This window comes from Streptomyces echinatus, assembly GCF_014203595.1.
Taxonomy (GTDB): Bacteria; Actinomycetota; Actinomycetes; order Streptomycetales; family Streptomycetaceae; genus Streptomyces; species Streptomyces echinatus.
Genome location: NZ_JACHJK010000005.1, coordinates 217,912 through 233,794, shown reverse-complemented (window position 1 = coordinate 233,794; position 15,883 = coordinate 217,912). Strand labels below are relative to the sequence as shown.

The 15,883-nt window shown below is 73.6% G+C and carries 15 protein-coding genes; 5 read left to right on the top strand and 10 right to left on the bottom strand.

Annotated elements, in window-relative coordinates; genetic code table 11:
• Positions 1-29: 29 nt before the first annotated feature.
• Positions 30-1,601 (bottom strand): zf-HC2 domain-containing protein, encoded by a 1,572-nt coding sequence (locus tag FHS34_RS16315; protein ID WP_313149176.1) that lies wholly within the window; start codon positions 1,599-1,601, stop codon positions 30-32.
• On the bottom strand, positions 1,598-2,155 hold the full coding sequence (locus FHS34_RS16310) for a sigma-70 family RNA polymerase sigma factor (RefSeq protein ID WP_184965780.1): 558 nt from the start codon (positions 2,153-2,155) through the stop codon (positions 1,598-1,600). The genes FHS34_RS16315 and FHS34_RS16310 overlap by 4 nt, the downstream gene beginning before the upstream one ends.
• 334 nt (positions 2,156-2,489) lie before the next feature.
• Here FHS34_RS16310 and FHS34_RS16305 point away from each other — a divergent pair, with 334 nt between their 5' ends.
• Both FHS34_RS16305 and FHS34_RS16300 read left to right on the top strand, forming a co-directional pair.
• Positions 2,490-2,870, top strand: a complete 381-nt coding sequence (locus tag FHS34_RS16305) for an STAS domain-containing protein (protein WP_184965778.1) — start codon at positions 2,490-2,492, stop codon at positions 2,868-2,870.
• 181 nt (positions 2,871-3,051) lie between these two features.
• Positions 3,052-3,564, top strand: coding sequence for an EF-hand domain-containing protein (locus FHS34_RS16300; RefSeq protein WP_184965776.1), 513 nt, complete (start codon positions 3,052-3,054; stop codon positions 3,562-3,564).
• A gap of 25 nt (positions 3,565-3,589) precedes the next feature.
• On the opposite strand, the gene purU is transcribed toward FHS34_RS16300, so the two are convergent.
• A complete protein-coding gene (gene purU / locus FHS34_RS16295; protein ID WP_184965774.1) occupies positions 3,590-4,474 on the bottom strand; it encodes a formyltetrahydrofolate deformylase in 885 nt (294 codons plus the stop codon).
• Between the two features lie 45 nt (positions 4,475-4,519).
• Positions 4,520-5,020: an SCO4402 family protein gene (locus FHS34_RS16290; protein WP_184965772.1), complete on the bottom strand. Its 501-nt coding sequence runs from the start codon at positions 5,018-5,020 to the stop codon at positions 4,520-4,522.
• Between the two features lie 117 nt (positions 5,021-5,137).
• Between FHS34_RS16290 and FHS34_RS16285 the strand changes: the two genes are divergently transcribed.
• The gene (locus FHS34_RS16285) at positions 5,138-6,463 is read left to right on the top strand and encodes an ABC transporter substrate-binding protein (protein ID WP_184965770.1); all 1,326 of its coding nucleotides are present in this window, start codon (positions 5,138-5,140) and stop codon (positions 6,461-6,463) included.
• A 40-nt stretch (positions 6,464-6,503) separates the two neighbouring features.
• Here FHS34_RS16285 and FHS34_RS16280 read toward each other — a convergent pair whose 3' ends face one another.
• Both FHS34_RS16280 and FHS34_RS16275 read right to left on the bottom strand, forming a co-directional pair.
• Entirely contained in the window at positions 6,504-8,168 is a 1,665-nt protein-coding gene (locus tag FHS34_RS16280; RefSeq protein ID WP_184965768.1) for a hypothetical protein, read from the bottom strand.
• A 201-nt stretch (positions 8,169-8,369) separates the two neighbouring features.
• Positions 8,370-9,755, bottom strand: a complete 1,386-nt coding sequence (locus tag FHS34_RS16275; RefSeq protein WP_184965766.1) for an NsdA family TPR-like regulatory protein — start codon at positions 9,753-9,755, stop codon at positions 8,370-8,372.
• A 266-nt stretch (positions 9,756-10,021) separates the two neighbouring features.
• Between FHS34_RS16275 and FHS34_RS16270 the strand changes: the two genes are divergently transcribed.
• Positions 10,022-10,687 carry a bifunctional DNA primase/polymerase gene (locus FHS34_RS16270; protein WP_184965764.1) on the top strand — a complete coding sequence of 222 codons (666 nt, stop codon included), beginning with the start codon at positions 10,022-10,024 and terminating at the stop codon, positions 10,685-10,687.
• Between the two features lie 113 nt (positions 10,688-10,800).
• Here the strand turns inward: FHS34_RS16270 and FHS34_RS16265 are convergent, their stop codons facing one another.
• Together FHS34_RS16265 and FHS34_RS16260 are read right to left on the bottom strand one after the other, a co-directional pair.
• The gene (locus tag FHS34_RS16265; RefSeq protein WP_184965762.1) at positions 10,801-11,709 is read right to left on the bottom strand and encodes an alpha/beta fold hydrolase; all 909 of its coding nucleotides are present in this window, start codon (positions 11,707-11,709) and stop codon (positions 10,801-10,803) included.
• A gap of 276 nt (positions 11,710-11,985) precedes the next feature.
• A complete protein-coding gene (locus FHS34_RS16260; RefSeq protein WP_184965760.1) occupies positions 11,986-12,678 on the bottom strand; it encodes an iron-dependent transcriptional repressor DtxR in 693 nt (230 codons plus the stop codon).
• 397 nt (positions 12,679-13,075) lie between these two features.
• Between FHS34_RS16260 and FHS34_RS16255 the strand changes: the two genes are divergently transcribed.
• Positions 13,076-13,831 carry an SIS domain-containing protein gene (locus FHS34_RS16255; protein WP_184965759.1) on the top strand — a complete coding sequence of 252 codons (756 nt, stop codon included), beginning with the start codon at positions 13,076-13,078 and terminating at the stop codon, positions 13,829-13,831.
• Positions 13,832-13,967: 136 nt separating this feature from the next.
• Here the strand turns inward: FHS34_RS16255 and FHS34_RS16250 are convergent, their stop codons facing one another.
• Both FHS34_RS16250 and FHS34_RS43460 read right to left on the bottom strand, forming a co-directional pair.
• Entirely contained in the window at positions 13,968-15,380 is a 1,413-nt protein-coding gene (locus tag FHS34_RS16250) for a PAS domain-containing protein (RefSeq protein ID WP_184965757.1), read from the bottom strand.
• A gap of 117 nt (positions 15,381-15,497) precedes the next feature.
• Positions 15,498-15,632, bottom strand: a complete 135-nt coding sequence (locus tag FHS34_RS43460) for a hypothetical protein (protein ID WP_263978395.1) — start codon at positions 15,630-15,632, stop codon at positions 15,498-15,500.
• Between the last annotated feature and the right edge of the window lie 251 nt (positions 15,633-15,883).

Here is a 15,883-nt window from a genome sequence, read left to right as displayed (position 1 = left end):
CCGGGGCAGCGTGCCGTCGCCGTCCGGGCTCACATCCGGCTCAGGCTCGCCGCCGCGTACAGCACGTCCCTGATCGCCTGGCGGTCGCCGCCCTGGCCCACCGCCGCGTCCTCCGGCGACACATGCCCCGCGGCCAGCCTGCAGAACTCCACTCCGTCCAGGGCCACATGGGCCACCGCCAGGTCCGCGGAGCCCACCGCCGCCGGTGAGTCCAGGGGGATCAGCCACTCGCCCCCGGCCGCGCCCTCGATCTCCAGCCGCAGACTGCGGCCGGGGGCACCGGCCGGGACCAGGTGCGGGGTGCGGCGGCCCGGCTCCGACAGGCCCGCGCGGCGGCGCTCGGCGAGCACCGCCGGCAGCAGGCGGGCCGCCAGGTCGATCATCCGGTTGAGGTGCCGGGGCGCCGGCGGCTGGTACGGGTAGTCCACCGCCTCGGCGATGTCCTCGGCGTGCACCCAGCACTCGAAGGCGCGGTCCAGCATCGCGTCGTGCAGCGGCAGCGCGAAGTCGCCGTACGGCACTTCCAGTCCGCCCGCGTGGCCGCCGGTGAACGACACCGTCCGCACCAGGCCGTGGCTCTGCTCCCGCCAGGGCCCGCGCACCGAGCGGGTCGGCGGGAAGTGCGAGGCCCGCCAGAACGCCTCGGTGCGGCCGGCCGGGCCGAGGGTGCCCGGGTCCGCGGCTCCGGCGACCTCGGCCAGCGGGTCCGCCAGGCCGAGCGCCGTGGCGATCAGACCGTCCACCGACAGCAGGTGCGCGATCACCCCGGCGACCGTCGTACGGCGGCTCGTGGCGGTGTCGGCCTCGAACCAGCGCAGCCGTACCGGCGCGTGCCACTCCGCGTCCCCGAAGTCCTGCAGCAGCGCGTCCAGTCGCGCGGTCTCGGCGTCGTACGGCGCCGCCCAGTCGGGCACCGGGATGCGCGGCGGCCGGCGGCTGAGGCAGCCCTCCAGGACACGGGTGCGCAGCGAGGGGGCCAGGTCCAGGCTCTCCGGCTGGTGCAGCAGGCCGACCGCCTCGCGCAGCCGGCGGGCCTCGTCGGCACAGCCGCCGCAGCCGCCCAGATGCTCCTCCACGGCCGCCGTCTCCGCGGCCGAGCAGGCGGCCAGCGCCCAGGCGCCGAGCAGCGACTTCAGGACGTCGTGCGAGAGGTCGAGCGGCACGGGTGCGAGGTCCCCCAGGTCGGCGAGGTCGGGCAGCGGAAGCCCGCTGTCCTCCACGGAGGCGCGGGGCGTGGGTATGCGCGGGGCCGGGTCCGGTCCGTCGCCGCCGGTACCGCCCTGGACGTCCCCCGCGCCACCGCCGTGTCCGCCGGGACCGGTGCCTGCGCGTCCGTCGTTCCCGGGGCCGCCGGGACCGCCGTGTCCGTCCGCGTCCGGTCCCCCGGGTCCGGATTCCCGCTCGCCGGACCCGGTGTCCTCGGGTGGCCGTCGTCCGGGCGGCCGCTCACCCGGCGACGGGCTCCCGTGCCGCCGGGCCTCTTCCCCCGCGCGGCCGTCGTATCCGTCGTATCCGTCACGACCGTCGTATCCGTCACGGTCGTCGTGTCCGTCACGGTCGTCGTGCGTCTCGAAACGGTCGAACCAGCCCGCCCCGCTCACACCGCACCCCGGTATCCCGGCGGTGTGCCTGTGTCGTGGGCGGTGGAGAGGAGCTGGAGGCCGAGGCGGAGCCGGCGGCGGGCCTCGTCCTCGGTGACACCGAGGTCGGCCGCGGTCTGGCGGTAGTCACGGCGCTGGAAGTAGGCCGAGTCCAGGGCGGCGCGCAGCGGGGCGGGCATGGAGTGGACGATGAAGTCGGCGCGGGCGGCGACCGAGGCGCGGCGGACCGTGCTCTCCAGCTCCTCGCGCCGCGGCTGTTCCCGCTCCTCCCGGTCCCGCAGCCGCTGCACGGCGACCCGGTGGGTGACCGCGGCGACCCAGGAGCGCAGCAGGCCCTGCTTGGGGTCGAAGGTCTCGGGGTGCTCCCAGACGTGCGCGAAGACCTCGCGGGTGACCGCGTCGGCGGCCTGTTCGTCGCCGAGGACGCGGTGGGCGAGGCTGTGCACGAGGGAGGCGAACCGGTCGTACAGCTCCCCGAGGGCGGCCGCCTCACCGCGGGCGAGCCGCTGCTGCATCCTGCGGTCCCAGCGGGGCGGTACGTCCTTCCCGGCCATGCGGTCCCTCCCCTCACCGTGTCCGGCCCATCCAGCCTGTCGGTCCTGCCCTCTCGAATGTAGTCGGCACGTCCGACAACGCACGCCCCTTTGTGTCAATGTGCGCCCCCGGGAGCGTCGCAGGTGATAGTGCCCCCTTCACATAACCTTCACACAAGACGCGTTCACCATTGATCGAACAGGATCGATAGTGACCGAAACAAGCCCCTTGTCGATCACCTGCCGTTTGGCGCGCCACGTTTCAGGGAACGGCCGCTGGGCAGCCGCGCGGAAAGAAACGTAGGAATCGCTTCCGTTTCCGGGCGGTTCCGGGAGATCCGGCGAGCGGAGGGGCGTGGCCGTGGCATTCAATGTGACCGGCGTCGAACAGGGCGAGTGGGCCGTGCTCCGGGTGTCCGGGGAACTGGACCTGATGACCTCGCCGGTGCTGCGTCAACGCGTGCACGACGTCGTCGCCGAGGGGCACCACAGCCTCGTCGTGGACCTCTCCGACGTGTTCTTCTGCGATTCCAGCGGGGTCGGCGTCCTCATCGCCGCCCGGCGGCTGATCCGTTCCTGTCAGGGCCGGCTGCGGCTGATCCTGCCGGACCGGGGCGCCGACGACGGCTCCCACGTCAACCGCGTCCTCGGCGCGCTCGGCGTGCGCCGGCTCTTCGACGTCCGCCCCGACCTCGACTCCGCGACCACGGACGAGGCGGATCCGCTCTCCGCCTGAGCGGCCGTCACGCCCCCGCGCATCGGCCACACAGTTGTCGCAGTATTCCCCCGGTCTTGGCACAGTCGCCGGTTTTCCGCCGTTCGGCGGCCACCCGCGTCGTACGCTCCCAGCCGGACCGGCCCACCGGCCGGCCAGGACCCTCCCGTACGACCCTCATGTGAAGGCGGCCCGAAGAGACATGGTCAGCACCGAGTACGAGCGCAGGATCGCCGCCCGGTTCGCCGGCTTCGACCAGGACGGCAACGGCACCATCGACCGCGAGGACTTCAGCGCGGCGGCCAAGGCGCTGCTCGCCGAGTTCGCCGTGCCCGCCCGCTCCGACAAGGGGCAGGCGCTGTACTCCGGAGCGGAGGCGTTCTGGCAGGGCATGGCCGGCATCGCCGACCGGGACGGCGACCAGCGCATCAGCCGTCAGGAGTTCGTCACCGGCGCGGTCAAGCGGCTGCGCGACAACCCCGACCGCTTCGCCGAGATCGCCCGCCCCTTCCTGCACGCGGCACTGGCGGTGGCCGACACCGACGGCGACGGCCGCATCGACATCGCGGACACCGTGCGCGTGCTCAGGGTGCTGCACGTGCCGGCCGGCGTCGCCGAGGCGACCGCCGCCGCCCTCGACGCCGACGGCGACGGAAGGGTCGGCGAGGCGGACGTCGTCCCGGCCTTCGCCCGCTACTTCACGGTGCCCGAGTAGGCGCACCGCCCCCGGGGCCGGAGCCCTACGCGAACACCACCGTCCGCCGGCCGTTGAGCAGGATGCGCCGCTCCGCGTGCCACTTCACCGCACGCGCCAGCGCCTGGCACTCCACATCGCGGCCGACGGCGACCAGCTGGTCCGGCGTCACGTCGTGCCCGACCCGCTCGACCTCCTGCTCGATGATCGGCCCCTCGTCCAGGTCCGCCGTGACGTAGTGCGCCGTGGCCCCGATCAGCTTCACACCCCGCGCATGCGCCTGGTGGTACGGCTTCGCGCCCTTGAAGCTCGGCAGGAACGAGTGGTGGATGTTGATGATCCGGCCGCTGAGCTGCTTGCACAGGTCGTCCGAGAGGACCTGCATGTAGCGGGCGAGGATGACCAGTTCGACCTTCTCCTCGCGCACGATCTCCAGCAGCTGCGCCTCGGCCTCCGACTTGTTGTCCTTCGTGACCGGAATGTGGTGGAAGGGGACGTTGTAGGAACCCACCAGTTCCTCGAAGTCGGTGTGATTCGACACCACGCCCACGATCTCCACCGGCAGCGCGCCGATCCGCGCCCGGAACAGCAGGTCGTTCAGGCAGTGCCCGAACTTGCTGACCATGAGCAGGATGCGCATCTTCTGGTCGGCCCGGTTGAGCTGCCAGGCCATGTGGAAGGAGTCGCCGATCGCGGCGAAGCTCGCCCGCAGCTTCTCCACCGTCACCGGCGCCTCGGCCGAGAAGTGGACGCGCATGAAGAACAGTCCGGTGTCGTGGTCGCCGAACTGCTGGCTGTCCTCGATGTTGCAGCCGGTCATGAACAGGTAGCTGGACACCGCGTGCACGATGCCCTGCTTGTCCGGGCAGGACAGCGTGAGAACGTACTGGTCGGCCGGTGCTGCGGCGGAAGAGGCGGACTGCTCAGTCATGCACTACAGGTTCCCACACCCGCCTTCCGCGCGGGCCGCCGTCCGCTACGCGGACCTCGTCAGGATGCGCAGCACTTCCAGGCTCTTCGGCGGTGTGTCCGGGTCCTCCCCGTCGCTCACCGACATCCGCACATGCGCGTCCTGCGCCGCCCGCACCGCGTCCGGCCAGCCGGTGTGGTCCAGATAGGCGGCGACCGGCGCGTCCGGGCCGACCTGGTGCATGATCCGCAGCACCCGCAGCACGGCGGTGTCGACGAGCGCCGCCTCCTGCGAGTCCCGGAATATGGTGCCGACGTACTTCTCCGCCGACCAGTTGTCCAGCCAGGTGTCCTCCACCAGCCGGTACACGGCGTCCGTGACGTCGCCGTATCCGTCCGCACCGGCCAGCCAGACGTCCCGCTGGAACACCGGGTCGGAGAGCATGTGCAGCGCCGAGCGCACATTGCAGCGCCACCGCCACCACGGCATGTCGTTCAGGGGCATGCCGCCCATGGTGGAGGAGCGACGGCCGCGACGGGAAGAGTTCTCCGAACCTTGCACGGTCATCGATCGTACGTTCCCCGTCCCACGGGTCGCACCAGCCCCTCCAATTCACCTCCATGTCACCTTGCGTTGACCAAGAGTCACTCCCGGGTTAGTGGTGTGAGGGAATCGTGCGTGTCCATGACCGGCAGGCGACGCACCCGCGACACCCCCCGTCCCGCTCTCCCCCGCCCCGTCAGAGCCACTGCCCTCGCCGCAGGTGCCGTGGCCCTCTGTGCGTCGCTCACCGCCGCATGCGGGGTCATCCCCGGTGCCACGGGGGGCTCCGGGGATGACCCGATCAAGGTGATGACCTGGGCCCCGCAGGACACCGACGCGACCAACAAGCCCGGCATGCCCGCGATGGCCCTTGCCTACGCGAAGTGGGTCAACGCGCACGGCGGCATCAACGGCCGCGACCTCGAGGTCCTGACCTGCAACGACCAGAACGACAGCGTGGGCGCCGCGAAGTGCGCCCGGCGCGCGGCGAGCGAGAACGTGGTCGCGGTCGTCGGCTCCTACAGCCAGTTCGGCGACTCCTACCTCGCCCCCCTGGAGGGCGCCGGAATCCCCTACGTGGGCGGCTACGGGGTCACCAACGACGAGTTCACCGGCGCCCTGTCGTACCCGGTCAACGGCGGCCAGCCCGCCCTGCTGGCCGGCCTCGGCAAGGCTCTCGCGGCCGACTGCGGCAAGGTCGCCCTGGTCCGCCCCGACAGCATCGCCGGCGACGAGCTGCCCGCGATGCTCGACTCCGGGCTGAAGTCGGGCGGCCACGCGAACGCCGACGACCAGCTCGCCGCCGAGGACGCCACCGAGTACGGCGGCCAGGCCGACCGGGCGCTGCGCCGCGCCACCGAGGACGTGACCCGGAAGGGCTGTGTGGTGCCCGCGCTCGGGGACCGCACGGACACCTTCATGGACTCCTTCCGGCGGGCCCGCGAGAGCTACCCGGACGTGCGCACGGCGACCGTGCTCGGCAGCGTCGACCAGACGGTGGTCAACGCCACGGGCGGGGCGTCCGGACCGTACGAGGGGGCGTACATCACCAGCTGGTACCCGGTCGCCTCCGACCCCCGCTGGGAACCGATGAAGAAGGTGATCAACGAGGAGGCCTTCGGCGACAACCGCATCGACCCCGCGGACGCCGGCGTGCAGACCACGTGGATCGCCTACACCGTGCTCAAGGCCGTCCTGGAGAAGATCGGCGCCGGCGAGGTGAGCGCCGACACCGTGCGGCGCACCCTCAACGGCGGCCTGCGGGTCTCCACCGGCGGCCTCACCCCGACCCTGTACTGGCCCTACGAGGGCAAGCTCGCCGGGGTCGGATTCCCGCGGCTGGTCAACGCCCACGTCACCCTGCAGGTGGTGCGGGACGGCAAGCTGGTGGCGGCTCGCAAGGGCATCGGCGGTGCCGACGGGATCGCCGACCTGACCTCGGTCCTGGAGCACGCCGAGGTGCCGTGACGGGCCCCGCGTCCGGGGCCCGCCGGGGCGATGCCGGAGGTCAGAGCTGGGTGGGCTGGCGCTGGGTCAGACCGTACTTCTGCGCGATGGTGTTCCACAGCCCCGCCGCCCGGCCCTTCTGCTGGCTGGCGGTACCGCTCTCCCGGTTGCCGGCCTGGGTCTCGCCGGTGGTGCGGGCGTGGCCCTTGCGGCAGCCCTTGTGGCCCTTGGCCTGGCCGGCCCAGGCCGCGTAGTGGTTGTCCGCCGCGGCGGACGCCTGCCACGCCTTGGTCAGGGCGTCCCTCAGCTGACCCTGCGCCTGGAGCTTGTCCGTGGTCAGCTTGCCGAGCCGGGTCACCAGCTCGTTGCGCTGCTTGGCCGCGTCCCGCAGGCTCGACGCGGCCTGGTCGAGGTTGTCGCACTGCTTGACGTCGGCCACCGCCTGGATCACGGAGGCCCGGCTGCTGCCGCTGTCCGCGAGCAGCTTGTCCAGCTCGACCGCCTGCTGCCGGGCGGGGTCGACGGTGGCGCTGGGCGAGGCGGAGCCCTGCGACTGCGCCGGCGAGGCGGCGGCGACCGTCTGGTCCTTGTCGTCACCGCCCTGGTCGTCGCCGCCACCGCCGATCAGCGCGCCGGCGCCGACACCGACCACGATCAGGCCGATCCCGACGGCGGCGATCAGCGGCACCCGCGAGCGGCCGGTGCGCCGCCCCCCGCCGTCGTCCGGCTCCATGTCGTACGACGACTGCGCCGGGCGGTACGACGACCGCGCCGGGCCGGGGTAGGCGTCCGGCTGCTGGACGAGCGGGAGCTGCTGGGTGGATCCGGCCGGGCCGTCGTCGGCCGCCGCACCACCGCGGAAGAGGTTGTCGAACTCGGCGGGCGGGTGCCGGTCCGCCCCCTGCGCCTGCCCCGGGGCGGCGTAGGGCGGGATGTACTGCGTGGCCTCGGCGTCGGAGGGCGCGGGCGCCGTCTGCCGGGGCGCCTGCCCGAGGTAGCGCGTCTGCTCGCTGCCCGACTCCGGCGGCAGCGAGCCCGGCGTCACCGGCGGTATGTACTGGGTGGCCGCGTCGTGCCCGGGCCCCGCGGCGACCGGCGGGATGTACTGGGTCGCGCCGTCGGCCGGCGCGGCCTGCACGGGCGGGATGTACTGGGTCGCGCCGTCGGCGGCCGGGGGCAGCGGGGCGCCCGTGGCCGGATACGCGTCCGGCAGCGGGGCGGCGGGCTGCGCCGGGTACGGCTGCTGGTGCTGCTGGTGCTGCTGGTAGGGGTCCGGCGTGCCGTACGCGGGCTGCTGAGGTGCGCCGTAGGCGCCGGGACCGGCCTGACCGCCGGGGACCTGACCGCCGTAGGAGGGGGCCTCGCCGCCGTAGCCGGGTGCCTGGCCGCCGTAGGAGGGCGCATCGCCGCCGTAGCCGGGCGCCTGGCCGCCGTACGAGGGGGCCGGGGCGCCCTCCGGGGGCAGCGGGCCGGGGCCCGCGGGGGCCGGGGACTGCTCGGGGCCGGTCCACTGCTGGGCCGGCGCCGGGGACCAGCCCTGGCCCGCCTGGGGCGCCTGCTGTCCGGGGCCCCAGGAACCGCCCCAGGCCTGGCCTCCGGCGGGGCCGGCGGGCGCGGGCGTCGCGGTCATGCCCGGCAACAGGGGCTCGCCTCCGTCGGAGGGCAGCACGATGCCTTCGCGCGCGGGCTGCGCCGAGGGCTCCTCGCCCTGTCCACTCTGCGTCACCGGGACTCCTACTAATGGGGGACCTTGTGAATCGTCGGCTCACGCTACCGGGTCCCCCGAGCCGGGTGCCACGCAGCTCAGGGCGTGATCTTCCTTCCTGTGACAGCTGTAACAGAACCGCGCCGCGAGACGCTGTTACAGGGCACCCGGCGCACGCCGGGTGCCGTTCTCCGCGGGTTCACCGGTCCGCGGGGCCGGTGATCAGGCGGCCTGCTGGAGATCGAGACGCGCCCCGAACTCCCTCACCACCGCCTCGTCCCGGAAGGGATCCAGGCGCTGCTGGAGGTCGTCCAGGTACTCGGCGCCCCGGTTGGAGCGGAGCGTCTCCAGCAACTCCACCGCTCTCATGCCCGTGTTGCAGGCCTGCTCGATCTCACGCTGCTGCACCTGGGCCGTGGCGAGCAGCACATAGCCGATGGCGCGCCGGCGGGCCCGGGACTCGGGATGCCCGGCCAGCGACTGCTCGGCGTACCGCGCCGCCTGCTCGGGCTGCCCGAGGTCGCGGTGGCAGTGCGCCAACTCGTCGGCCAGATAGGCCTCGTCGAAGTGCGCGATCCACACCGGATCGTCCCCCGAGGAGCCGTCCGCCCGCTCCATCGCCTCGATCGCCCGCCCGCCGGACGTCTGCGCCGCGCGCGCGTCGCCGAGCAGGGCGTGCCCGCGCGCCTCGGCGGCGTGGAACATCGCCTCCGCGCGCGGGGTCACGTGCCCGCGCGTGCCCTCCTGCGCCGCCCGCGCCAACTGGGAGATCTCCCGCGGGTTCCCGAGCTGCGCGGCGAGATGGCTCATGGACGCGGCGAGGACGTAACCGCCGTACCCGCGGTCCCCGGCGGCCTGCGCGAGCCGCAGCGACTGGATGTAGTACCGCTGGGCCAGGCCCGGTTGGCCGGTGTCGACGGCCATGTATCCGGCCAGCTCGGTCAACCGGGCGACGGCGGCGAAGAGTTCCCGGCCGGCCGCCTCCCGGTACGAGCCCGCGAGGAGTCCGGAGACGACACTGTTGAGGTAGTGCACGACGACCGGGCGCACATGCCCGCTGCCGTACTGGTGGTCGAGGTCCACCAGCGCCTGGGTCATGGACCGGACGGCGGCCACGTCGGCCTGGCCCACGCGCGGGCCGGCCTGCCGGGCCACCTGGGCGTCCGGCGCCGAGATCAGCCAGTCGCGGCTGGGCTCGACCAGCGCGGAGGCCGCGACGGAGGAGCCGGACAGGAAGTCCCGGCGCCCCACGTCGCTGCGCCACAGCTCGCAGACCTGCTCGATGGCCCCCAGTACCGTCGGCGAGAACTGGAGACCGACCCCCGAGGCGAGGTTCTTGCCGTTGGCCATGCCGATCTCGTCGATCGTGACCGTACGGCCGAGCTTGCGCCCGAGCGCCTCGGCGATGATCGCCGGGGCCCGGCCCCGCGGCTGCTGGCCGCGCAGCCAGCGGGCCACGGACGTCTTGTCGTAGCGCAGGTCGAGACCGTGCTCGGCGCCGCACATGTTGACCCGCCGGGCCAGCCCGGCGTTCGAGCACCCCGCTTCCTGGATGAGTGCCTGCAGTCGTTCGTTCGGCTGCCTCGCCACGAGAGGCCTTGCGGCCATGTGCTACCCCCTGCGTTGCGATCCCCTGGAGCGTGAAGTTCCGGCCGGAAGATCACTGCCCAGCTGACATACCGTCAATGCGCGACATGTGCGGTTTGCCGGGGTAAAGACGCATGCCACCCCCATCCCTGGCTACCCACCCCTCGCCCCGCTTCCTCCCGCGCGCCCCTCGCTGTGCACCCATGCGCCCCGACTGCCGAATCGATGCTCCTCCCCCGCGCGCGCTACAGCCGTAACCCACGGTGAGTGCGGGAGTTGAGTGGAGCGTGGAAGAGACGATCGCGGGCGCCCAGAACACTCAGATGGCCGGTCACATCCCGCAGCAGCGCGGGGAATCGCTGCTGGAGACCGCCGTACGGTACGCCGAGGAGCGGCACTGGGACGTGTTCCCGGGCACCTGGCTGGAAGCCGTCGACGGGACGCAGCGCTGCTCGTGCGGGGACGCCACCTGCCCTGCGCCGGGTGCGCACCCCACGCGCCCCGACTGGGCGACCCAGGCGACCGGCAGTGCGACCGTCGCGCGCCGGATGTGGCAGAAGCAGCCGACGGCGTCGATCCTGCTGCCGACGGGACGGACGTTCGACGCGCTGTCCGTCCCGGAGAGCGCGGGGTTCCTGGCGCTGGCCCGGATGGAGCGGATGGAGCTGACGCTCGGGCCGGTCACGCTGACGCCGGACCGGCGGATGCAGTTCTTCGTACTGCCGGGGGCGTCGGTGAAGGTGGCGGACCTGGTCCGCAAGATCGGGTGGTCGCTGTCGTCGCTGGATCTGGTGGCTCTGGGCGAGGGTGCGCACGTGGCGGCGCCGCCCACCCGGTTCGGGTCCCGCGGGGCGGTGCAGTGGGCCTGCCGGCCCACCCCGGCGAACCGGTGGCTGCCGGACGCGGAGGAGCTGATCTCCCCGCTGGCCTATGCGTGCGGGCGGGACCGGTAGCCGGTTCGCCCACGCGTCAGCCGGCAGTGCAGCGCCCTGAAGGGGCGCGGGGAACTGCGCGAGAAACCCACCACGCACCCGCGCTCGCCGGCGTACCGGCGGACGCCCGGGCGCTATCTTCCAGGCAGCGAGTCGAGGAACGGCGAGACGGCCGCCCGCCAGGCCTCCGGCAGCTCGTAGTGGGCCAGGTGCCCCGCGTCGGCGACTTCCGCGTACTGCCCGCGCGGCAGCACCCGCACCATCTCCTGCGCCTCCGCGCGCCCCAGCTCACCGTCCACACCACGCACCACCAGCGTCGGGCAGCGCACCTGGGCCAGTTCCTCCCAGTGCGCGTCGTAGACCCACGTCTCACGGGAGCTGAGCATCTGCTCGGGCTCGAACACGGGCCGCCAGCCGTCCTCGCCCTCGTGCATCACCTCGGCGTAGAACGCCCCGCGCGCCGGGCTGGGCCGCTCCACCCAGGGATCGTCCTCGCCGAACCACTTGCGGACGTCGGCCAGGCTGGCGAAGGGCACGGGCCAGGAGCGGAACCAGTCACCCCACTCGCGCTGCGAGGCCGTGCCCAGCGCGGAGGCCCGCATGTCGCAGATGATCAGACCGCGCACCAGGTCGGGGCGTCTGGCGGCGAGCTGCCAGGCGGTCAGCGCGCCCATGGCGTGACCGACGAGGAGGGCCGGGCCGAGCCCGAGCTGTTCGACGGCGGCCTCGGCGTCCTCGACGTAGGCCTCGCGGGTGTACGCGGCCCGCGCCGACTTGTCGCTGCGGCCGTGACCGCGCTGGTCCAGCGCCACGGCGCGATGGCGTCCGGCGAGCCAGCGGGCGGTGGCCGCCCAGTGGGAGGCGCGGCCCATCAGGCCGTGCAGTAACAGCACACCCGGAACGCCGCCCTCCGCCCCCTGTGCCACGGCACCCGGCCGCTCTGGCGGAGGGGCCGGCTCCGCCTCCGGTTTCGGGGGTTCGGCGAACTCCCAGGCGGCCAGGCGCACGCCGCCCGCTCCCGTCACATCGATACGCCGTGCCATCGAACTGGTACCCCCCAGCTCCGCCTGTCTCGTCGTCCAGCCGCCTCAGATTATCGAATGCCTATTCGAAGATTCCGTATCCGCGGACAACACCCCTCATTCGAGTGACACCTCTCGGGGCATGATCGCCGCAGCCGAGGGGATCTCTTCTGGCGGGAGGCGGACCGCTCGGGGAAAAGCCGGTCCGAGGGGAATGACCCTGAGAGCTCGGGGCTCCGGGTCAGCACAGGGGAGGACAGGCCCCGGCGCCACACGGCGCCGGGGCCCTCTCCCGTCTCAGCGCTTGGCGACGAACACGTGGGAGGCGACGTCCGCCTCCAGCTCGGCCGCCTCGCCGCCGCTGCCCACCAGCACGCCGCCGGGCGACTCCGTCACGCTCACCACCGAACCGGGCTGCACACCCGCCCGCCGCAGCGTGTACATCAGCTGCGCGTCCGTCTGGATCGGCTCCCCGATGCGGCGGACGACGACCGTCTTGCCGTCCGTCCCCGCGTCCAGGTCCGCCAGCGAGACCATGCCCTCGTCCAGGAACGGGTGCGCCCCGTCCTTCTCGCCCAGCTCCTCCAGGCCCGGGATGGGGTTGCCGTACGGCGACTCGGTGGGGTGCCGCAGCAGCTCCAGCACGCGCCGCTCCACCGCCTCGCTCATCACGTGCTCCCAGCGGCACGCCTCCGCGTGCACCTGCTCCCACTCCAGCCCGATCACGTCGACGAGCAGACACTCGGCCAGACGGTGCTTGCGCATCACGCGCGTCGCCAGCCGGCGCCCCTCGTCCGTGAGCTCCAGATGCCGGTCGCTGGCCACGGAGACCAGACCGTCGCGCTCCATCCGCGCCACCGTCTGGCTCACCGTCGGCCCGCTCTGGTCCAGCCGCTCCGCGATGCGGGCGCGCATGGGGACGACGCCTTCCTCTTCGAGCTCGAGGATGGTGCGGAGATACATCTCCGTGGTGTCGATCAGTCCGGACATACGTGCCCCTCGATTACCTCTGCCGGCAGCCCGGCGCGTGCGCTGGCCCTGGCATCAATTCTGCCGGATCCCACTGACAAGCGGGGGCCGCGGCCGAAACAGGGCGGAGCGGATGACCGCCCCCGGGGTCTCCGGCCGTCGCCGGCCACAGGTACGGGCCGGGCCGCCCGCCCGGTTCACCGCACCCCGCAGGGCACCCGCGCCGCCGGGGCCGTCGCACCCCCGCGGGCGGTCGTGCCGCCGCGGGCGGGCGCGCCTCGACGGACGGCCGCGCCGCGGGGACGGCGCGGCCGGAACGACCCGCGCGACCGGGGTGGCGGGCGCGCCGCCGTATTGACACCGCACTGGTCCAGACCGCACCGTGATCCGCGACACAGACGCTGCGAAGGGGCACCGCATGAGCGACGGCACGCCTGCCGACCTGTTCTTCGACGCCGCCGTCGGCCTGCTGCGCCGGGTCCGCGACGAGGAGGCCGGGGCGATCGCCGCGGCCGGCACCCTGCTCGCCGACACCGTCACGGCCGGCGGCCGCCTGTTCGCCTTCGGCGCCGGACACTCCTCACTGGCCGCGCAGGACGTCGTCTACCGCGCGGGCGGCCTGGCCCTGATGAACCTGCTCACCGTCCCCGGCGTCGTGGGCGTCGACGTCACCCCGGCCACCCTCGGCTCCGCCCTCGAACGCGTGGACGGCCTCGCGAGCGCCGTCCTGGACACCTCACCGCTCCGCGCCGGCGACGCCCTCGTGATCATCTCCCTCTCCGGCCGCAACGCCCTGCCCGTGGAGATGGCCACCGGCGCCCGCGCCCTCGGCGTGAAGGTCATCGGCGTGACCTCGGTCGCCTACGCCACCGAGACGAAGTCCCGCCACACCTCCGGCACCTTCCTCAAGGACCACTGCGACGTCGTCCTCGACTCGAAGATCGCCGTCGGCGACGCGGAACTCACCCTCGACACCATCCCGGCACCGTTCGCCCCCGCCTCCACGGTCGTCACCACCGCCCTGCTGCAGGCCGTCATGGCGACCACCGCCGCCACCCTCGCCGACCGCGGCGTCGAGCCGCCGCTGCTGCGCTCCGGCAACGTCGACGGCGGACACGAGTGGAACGGCCGGGTGATGAACGAGTACGCCGACCGGATCTTCTACCGCCACTGACGGCACGGCCACGGGCCCGGGGTCCACGGCACCCGGAGCCCACCGGACCGGGAGCCACACGAGACCGGGGAGCCCCCGGGAACCGGGCGGCCACGAACCGGGAACCCGCCGGCCCAGGAGTGCACGGCACCGGGCCCTACCGGCCCTGGTCCCCCGGCCGTCCCCGGACCGCCTCCGCCAGATCCAGGGCCACCGCGATCCGGGCGGCCACATCCTCCGCGTAGGCCGTGTCGGACCGCTCGAAGCGGCTGCGGCCGGCGCCGCGCAGGAAGGTCACCACGCCCAGCGTCCGTCCCCGGCTGCGCAGCACCACGCACAACGCGTGCACCGCGTCGTCGGGCCACTGCCGTTCCAGCGCCCACTCCCGCGCCCGCTCGGCCGGCACCGTCCCGGCGTCCGCGCGCACGGTCCCGGTCCGCTGCACGCACTGCAGCGCCGGATGCCCCTCCTCGTAACAGACGGGCAGCCCGGCGGCGCCCGTGAGCACGCTCGGCCCCGGCGCCCCCGCGGGCGTGGCCGCGAGCCGCACCAGCCGGACGGGCTCCGAGCCACCCTCGCCCTCCGCGCGCGGGCCGCCCGCCACCCGGTCGATCAGCGCGTGGTCGGCGAAGCCGGCGAGCGCGAAGTCCAGATGCACGGTGGCCGCCTCCGCCGGGTCCTCGCACTCGGCGGCGGCCCGGGCCGCACGGTGCAGCTGATTCACCCGGAACCGCAGCAGCGACGCCTCCTGCTGGCCGTGCCTGGCCTCGGTGACGTCCTGGAACAGCCAGCCGACACCGAGCGGCACCGGCTCCTCCGCGAGCGGCGAGGCCAGCCGCAGGAACCCGCTCCGCCAGCAGCGCCGCTGCTCACCCTCCGCCGTCCGCACGGCCACCCACATCTCCGCGGGCGCGGGCGGCGCGCCCTCGGCCAGGACGTGCGTCAGCGCGGCCTCCAGCTCCTCCACGCCCTGCGCGAGCAGCTCACCCAGCGGCCGGCCCAGCGCCGACGTACGGCCGACGCCCAGCGCCCGCGCCGCGTACGCGTTCACCACGGCCGGCCGCAGATCGGCGTCGACGAGCACCACGCCCCAGGCCGCGTCCTCGAACAGGGCCTCGCTCAGCGCGATCGACCGCTCCAGGTCGATCTGCGCGTGCACCTCGCTGAAGGCGCAGTACAGTCCGGCGGGCTTCCCGTCGGGCCCGCGCACGGCGGCGGACTGGGTGCGTACGAGCACCCGCCCGCCGCCCTTGGTCACCAGCGCGAACTCGTGCACCTGCCGCCCCGGCGCGTGCATCGCGGACATCAGCCGGGACTGCACCTCCTCGGCGTCGGCGCTGCGCACCGCCCAGCCGGCGAACCCGTGCCGCCCGACGGCCTCGGCGGCCGTCCACCCGAGGATCCGCTCGGCCTCCCGGTTCCAGTGCGTCACCACCCCGTCCGCGTCGAAGGCGCACAGGGCCGCGTCCATCCCGTCGAGCAGAGCGGCGAGCAGGTCGGAGCCCCCCGGCTCGCCGGGCTCGTCCGGCCCCAGCTCGTCCGTGGTCCCACTCCGCCGCGAAGCACTCACCTGGACCCCCTGGAGGCTGCGTCAGCGCACGTCCACACGGCGCTCGGTTCCCTCACTGGCCCTCATTCAACTGGAACGTGACGCACCCCACATACTGTTCCCGCAAGATTGCGTGGATCAATGCCCGTGGCCGCCCGGCGCGAGCCGCAGGTCCGCCCACTCGTCGCTCTCCCCGTCCAGCGCATACCGCTCGACCTCGGCGAATCCCCGCCGCCCGGCGGACCGCGGCCCGTCCTCGTTCACTGCGAGCACACACGTCTCGATCACCCGCGCCGCCGGACGGAAAAAACAGTTGAGCGCCTCCCGGACGCTTCCTAGGGTGTGGGATACACGAGAAGGGAGGTGGTTCGGCAGATGTATGAGAACCGGACGCGTGAGGTGGCTGCGGGCTAGCGGCCCGGCACCACAGCATGTGCGGTGCCGGACCAGTACGCGATTCAGGCGTGCGGCCGGCCCGATTCCCAAGCAGTCACCCGACCCGCGGGCTGCCGGTACGTCCGGCC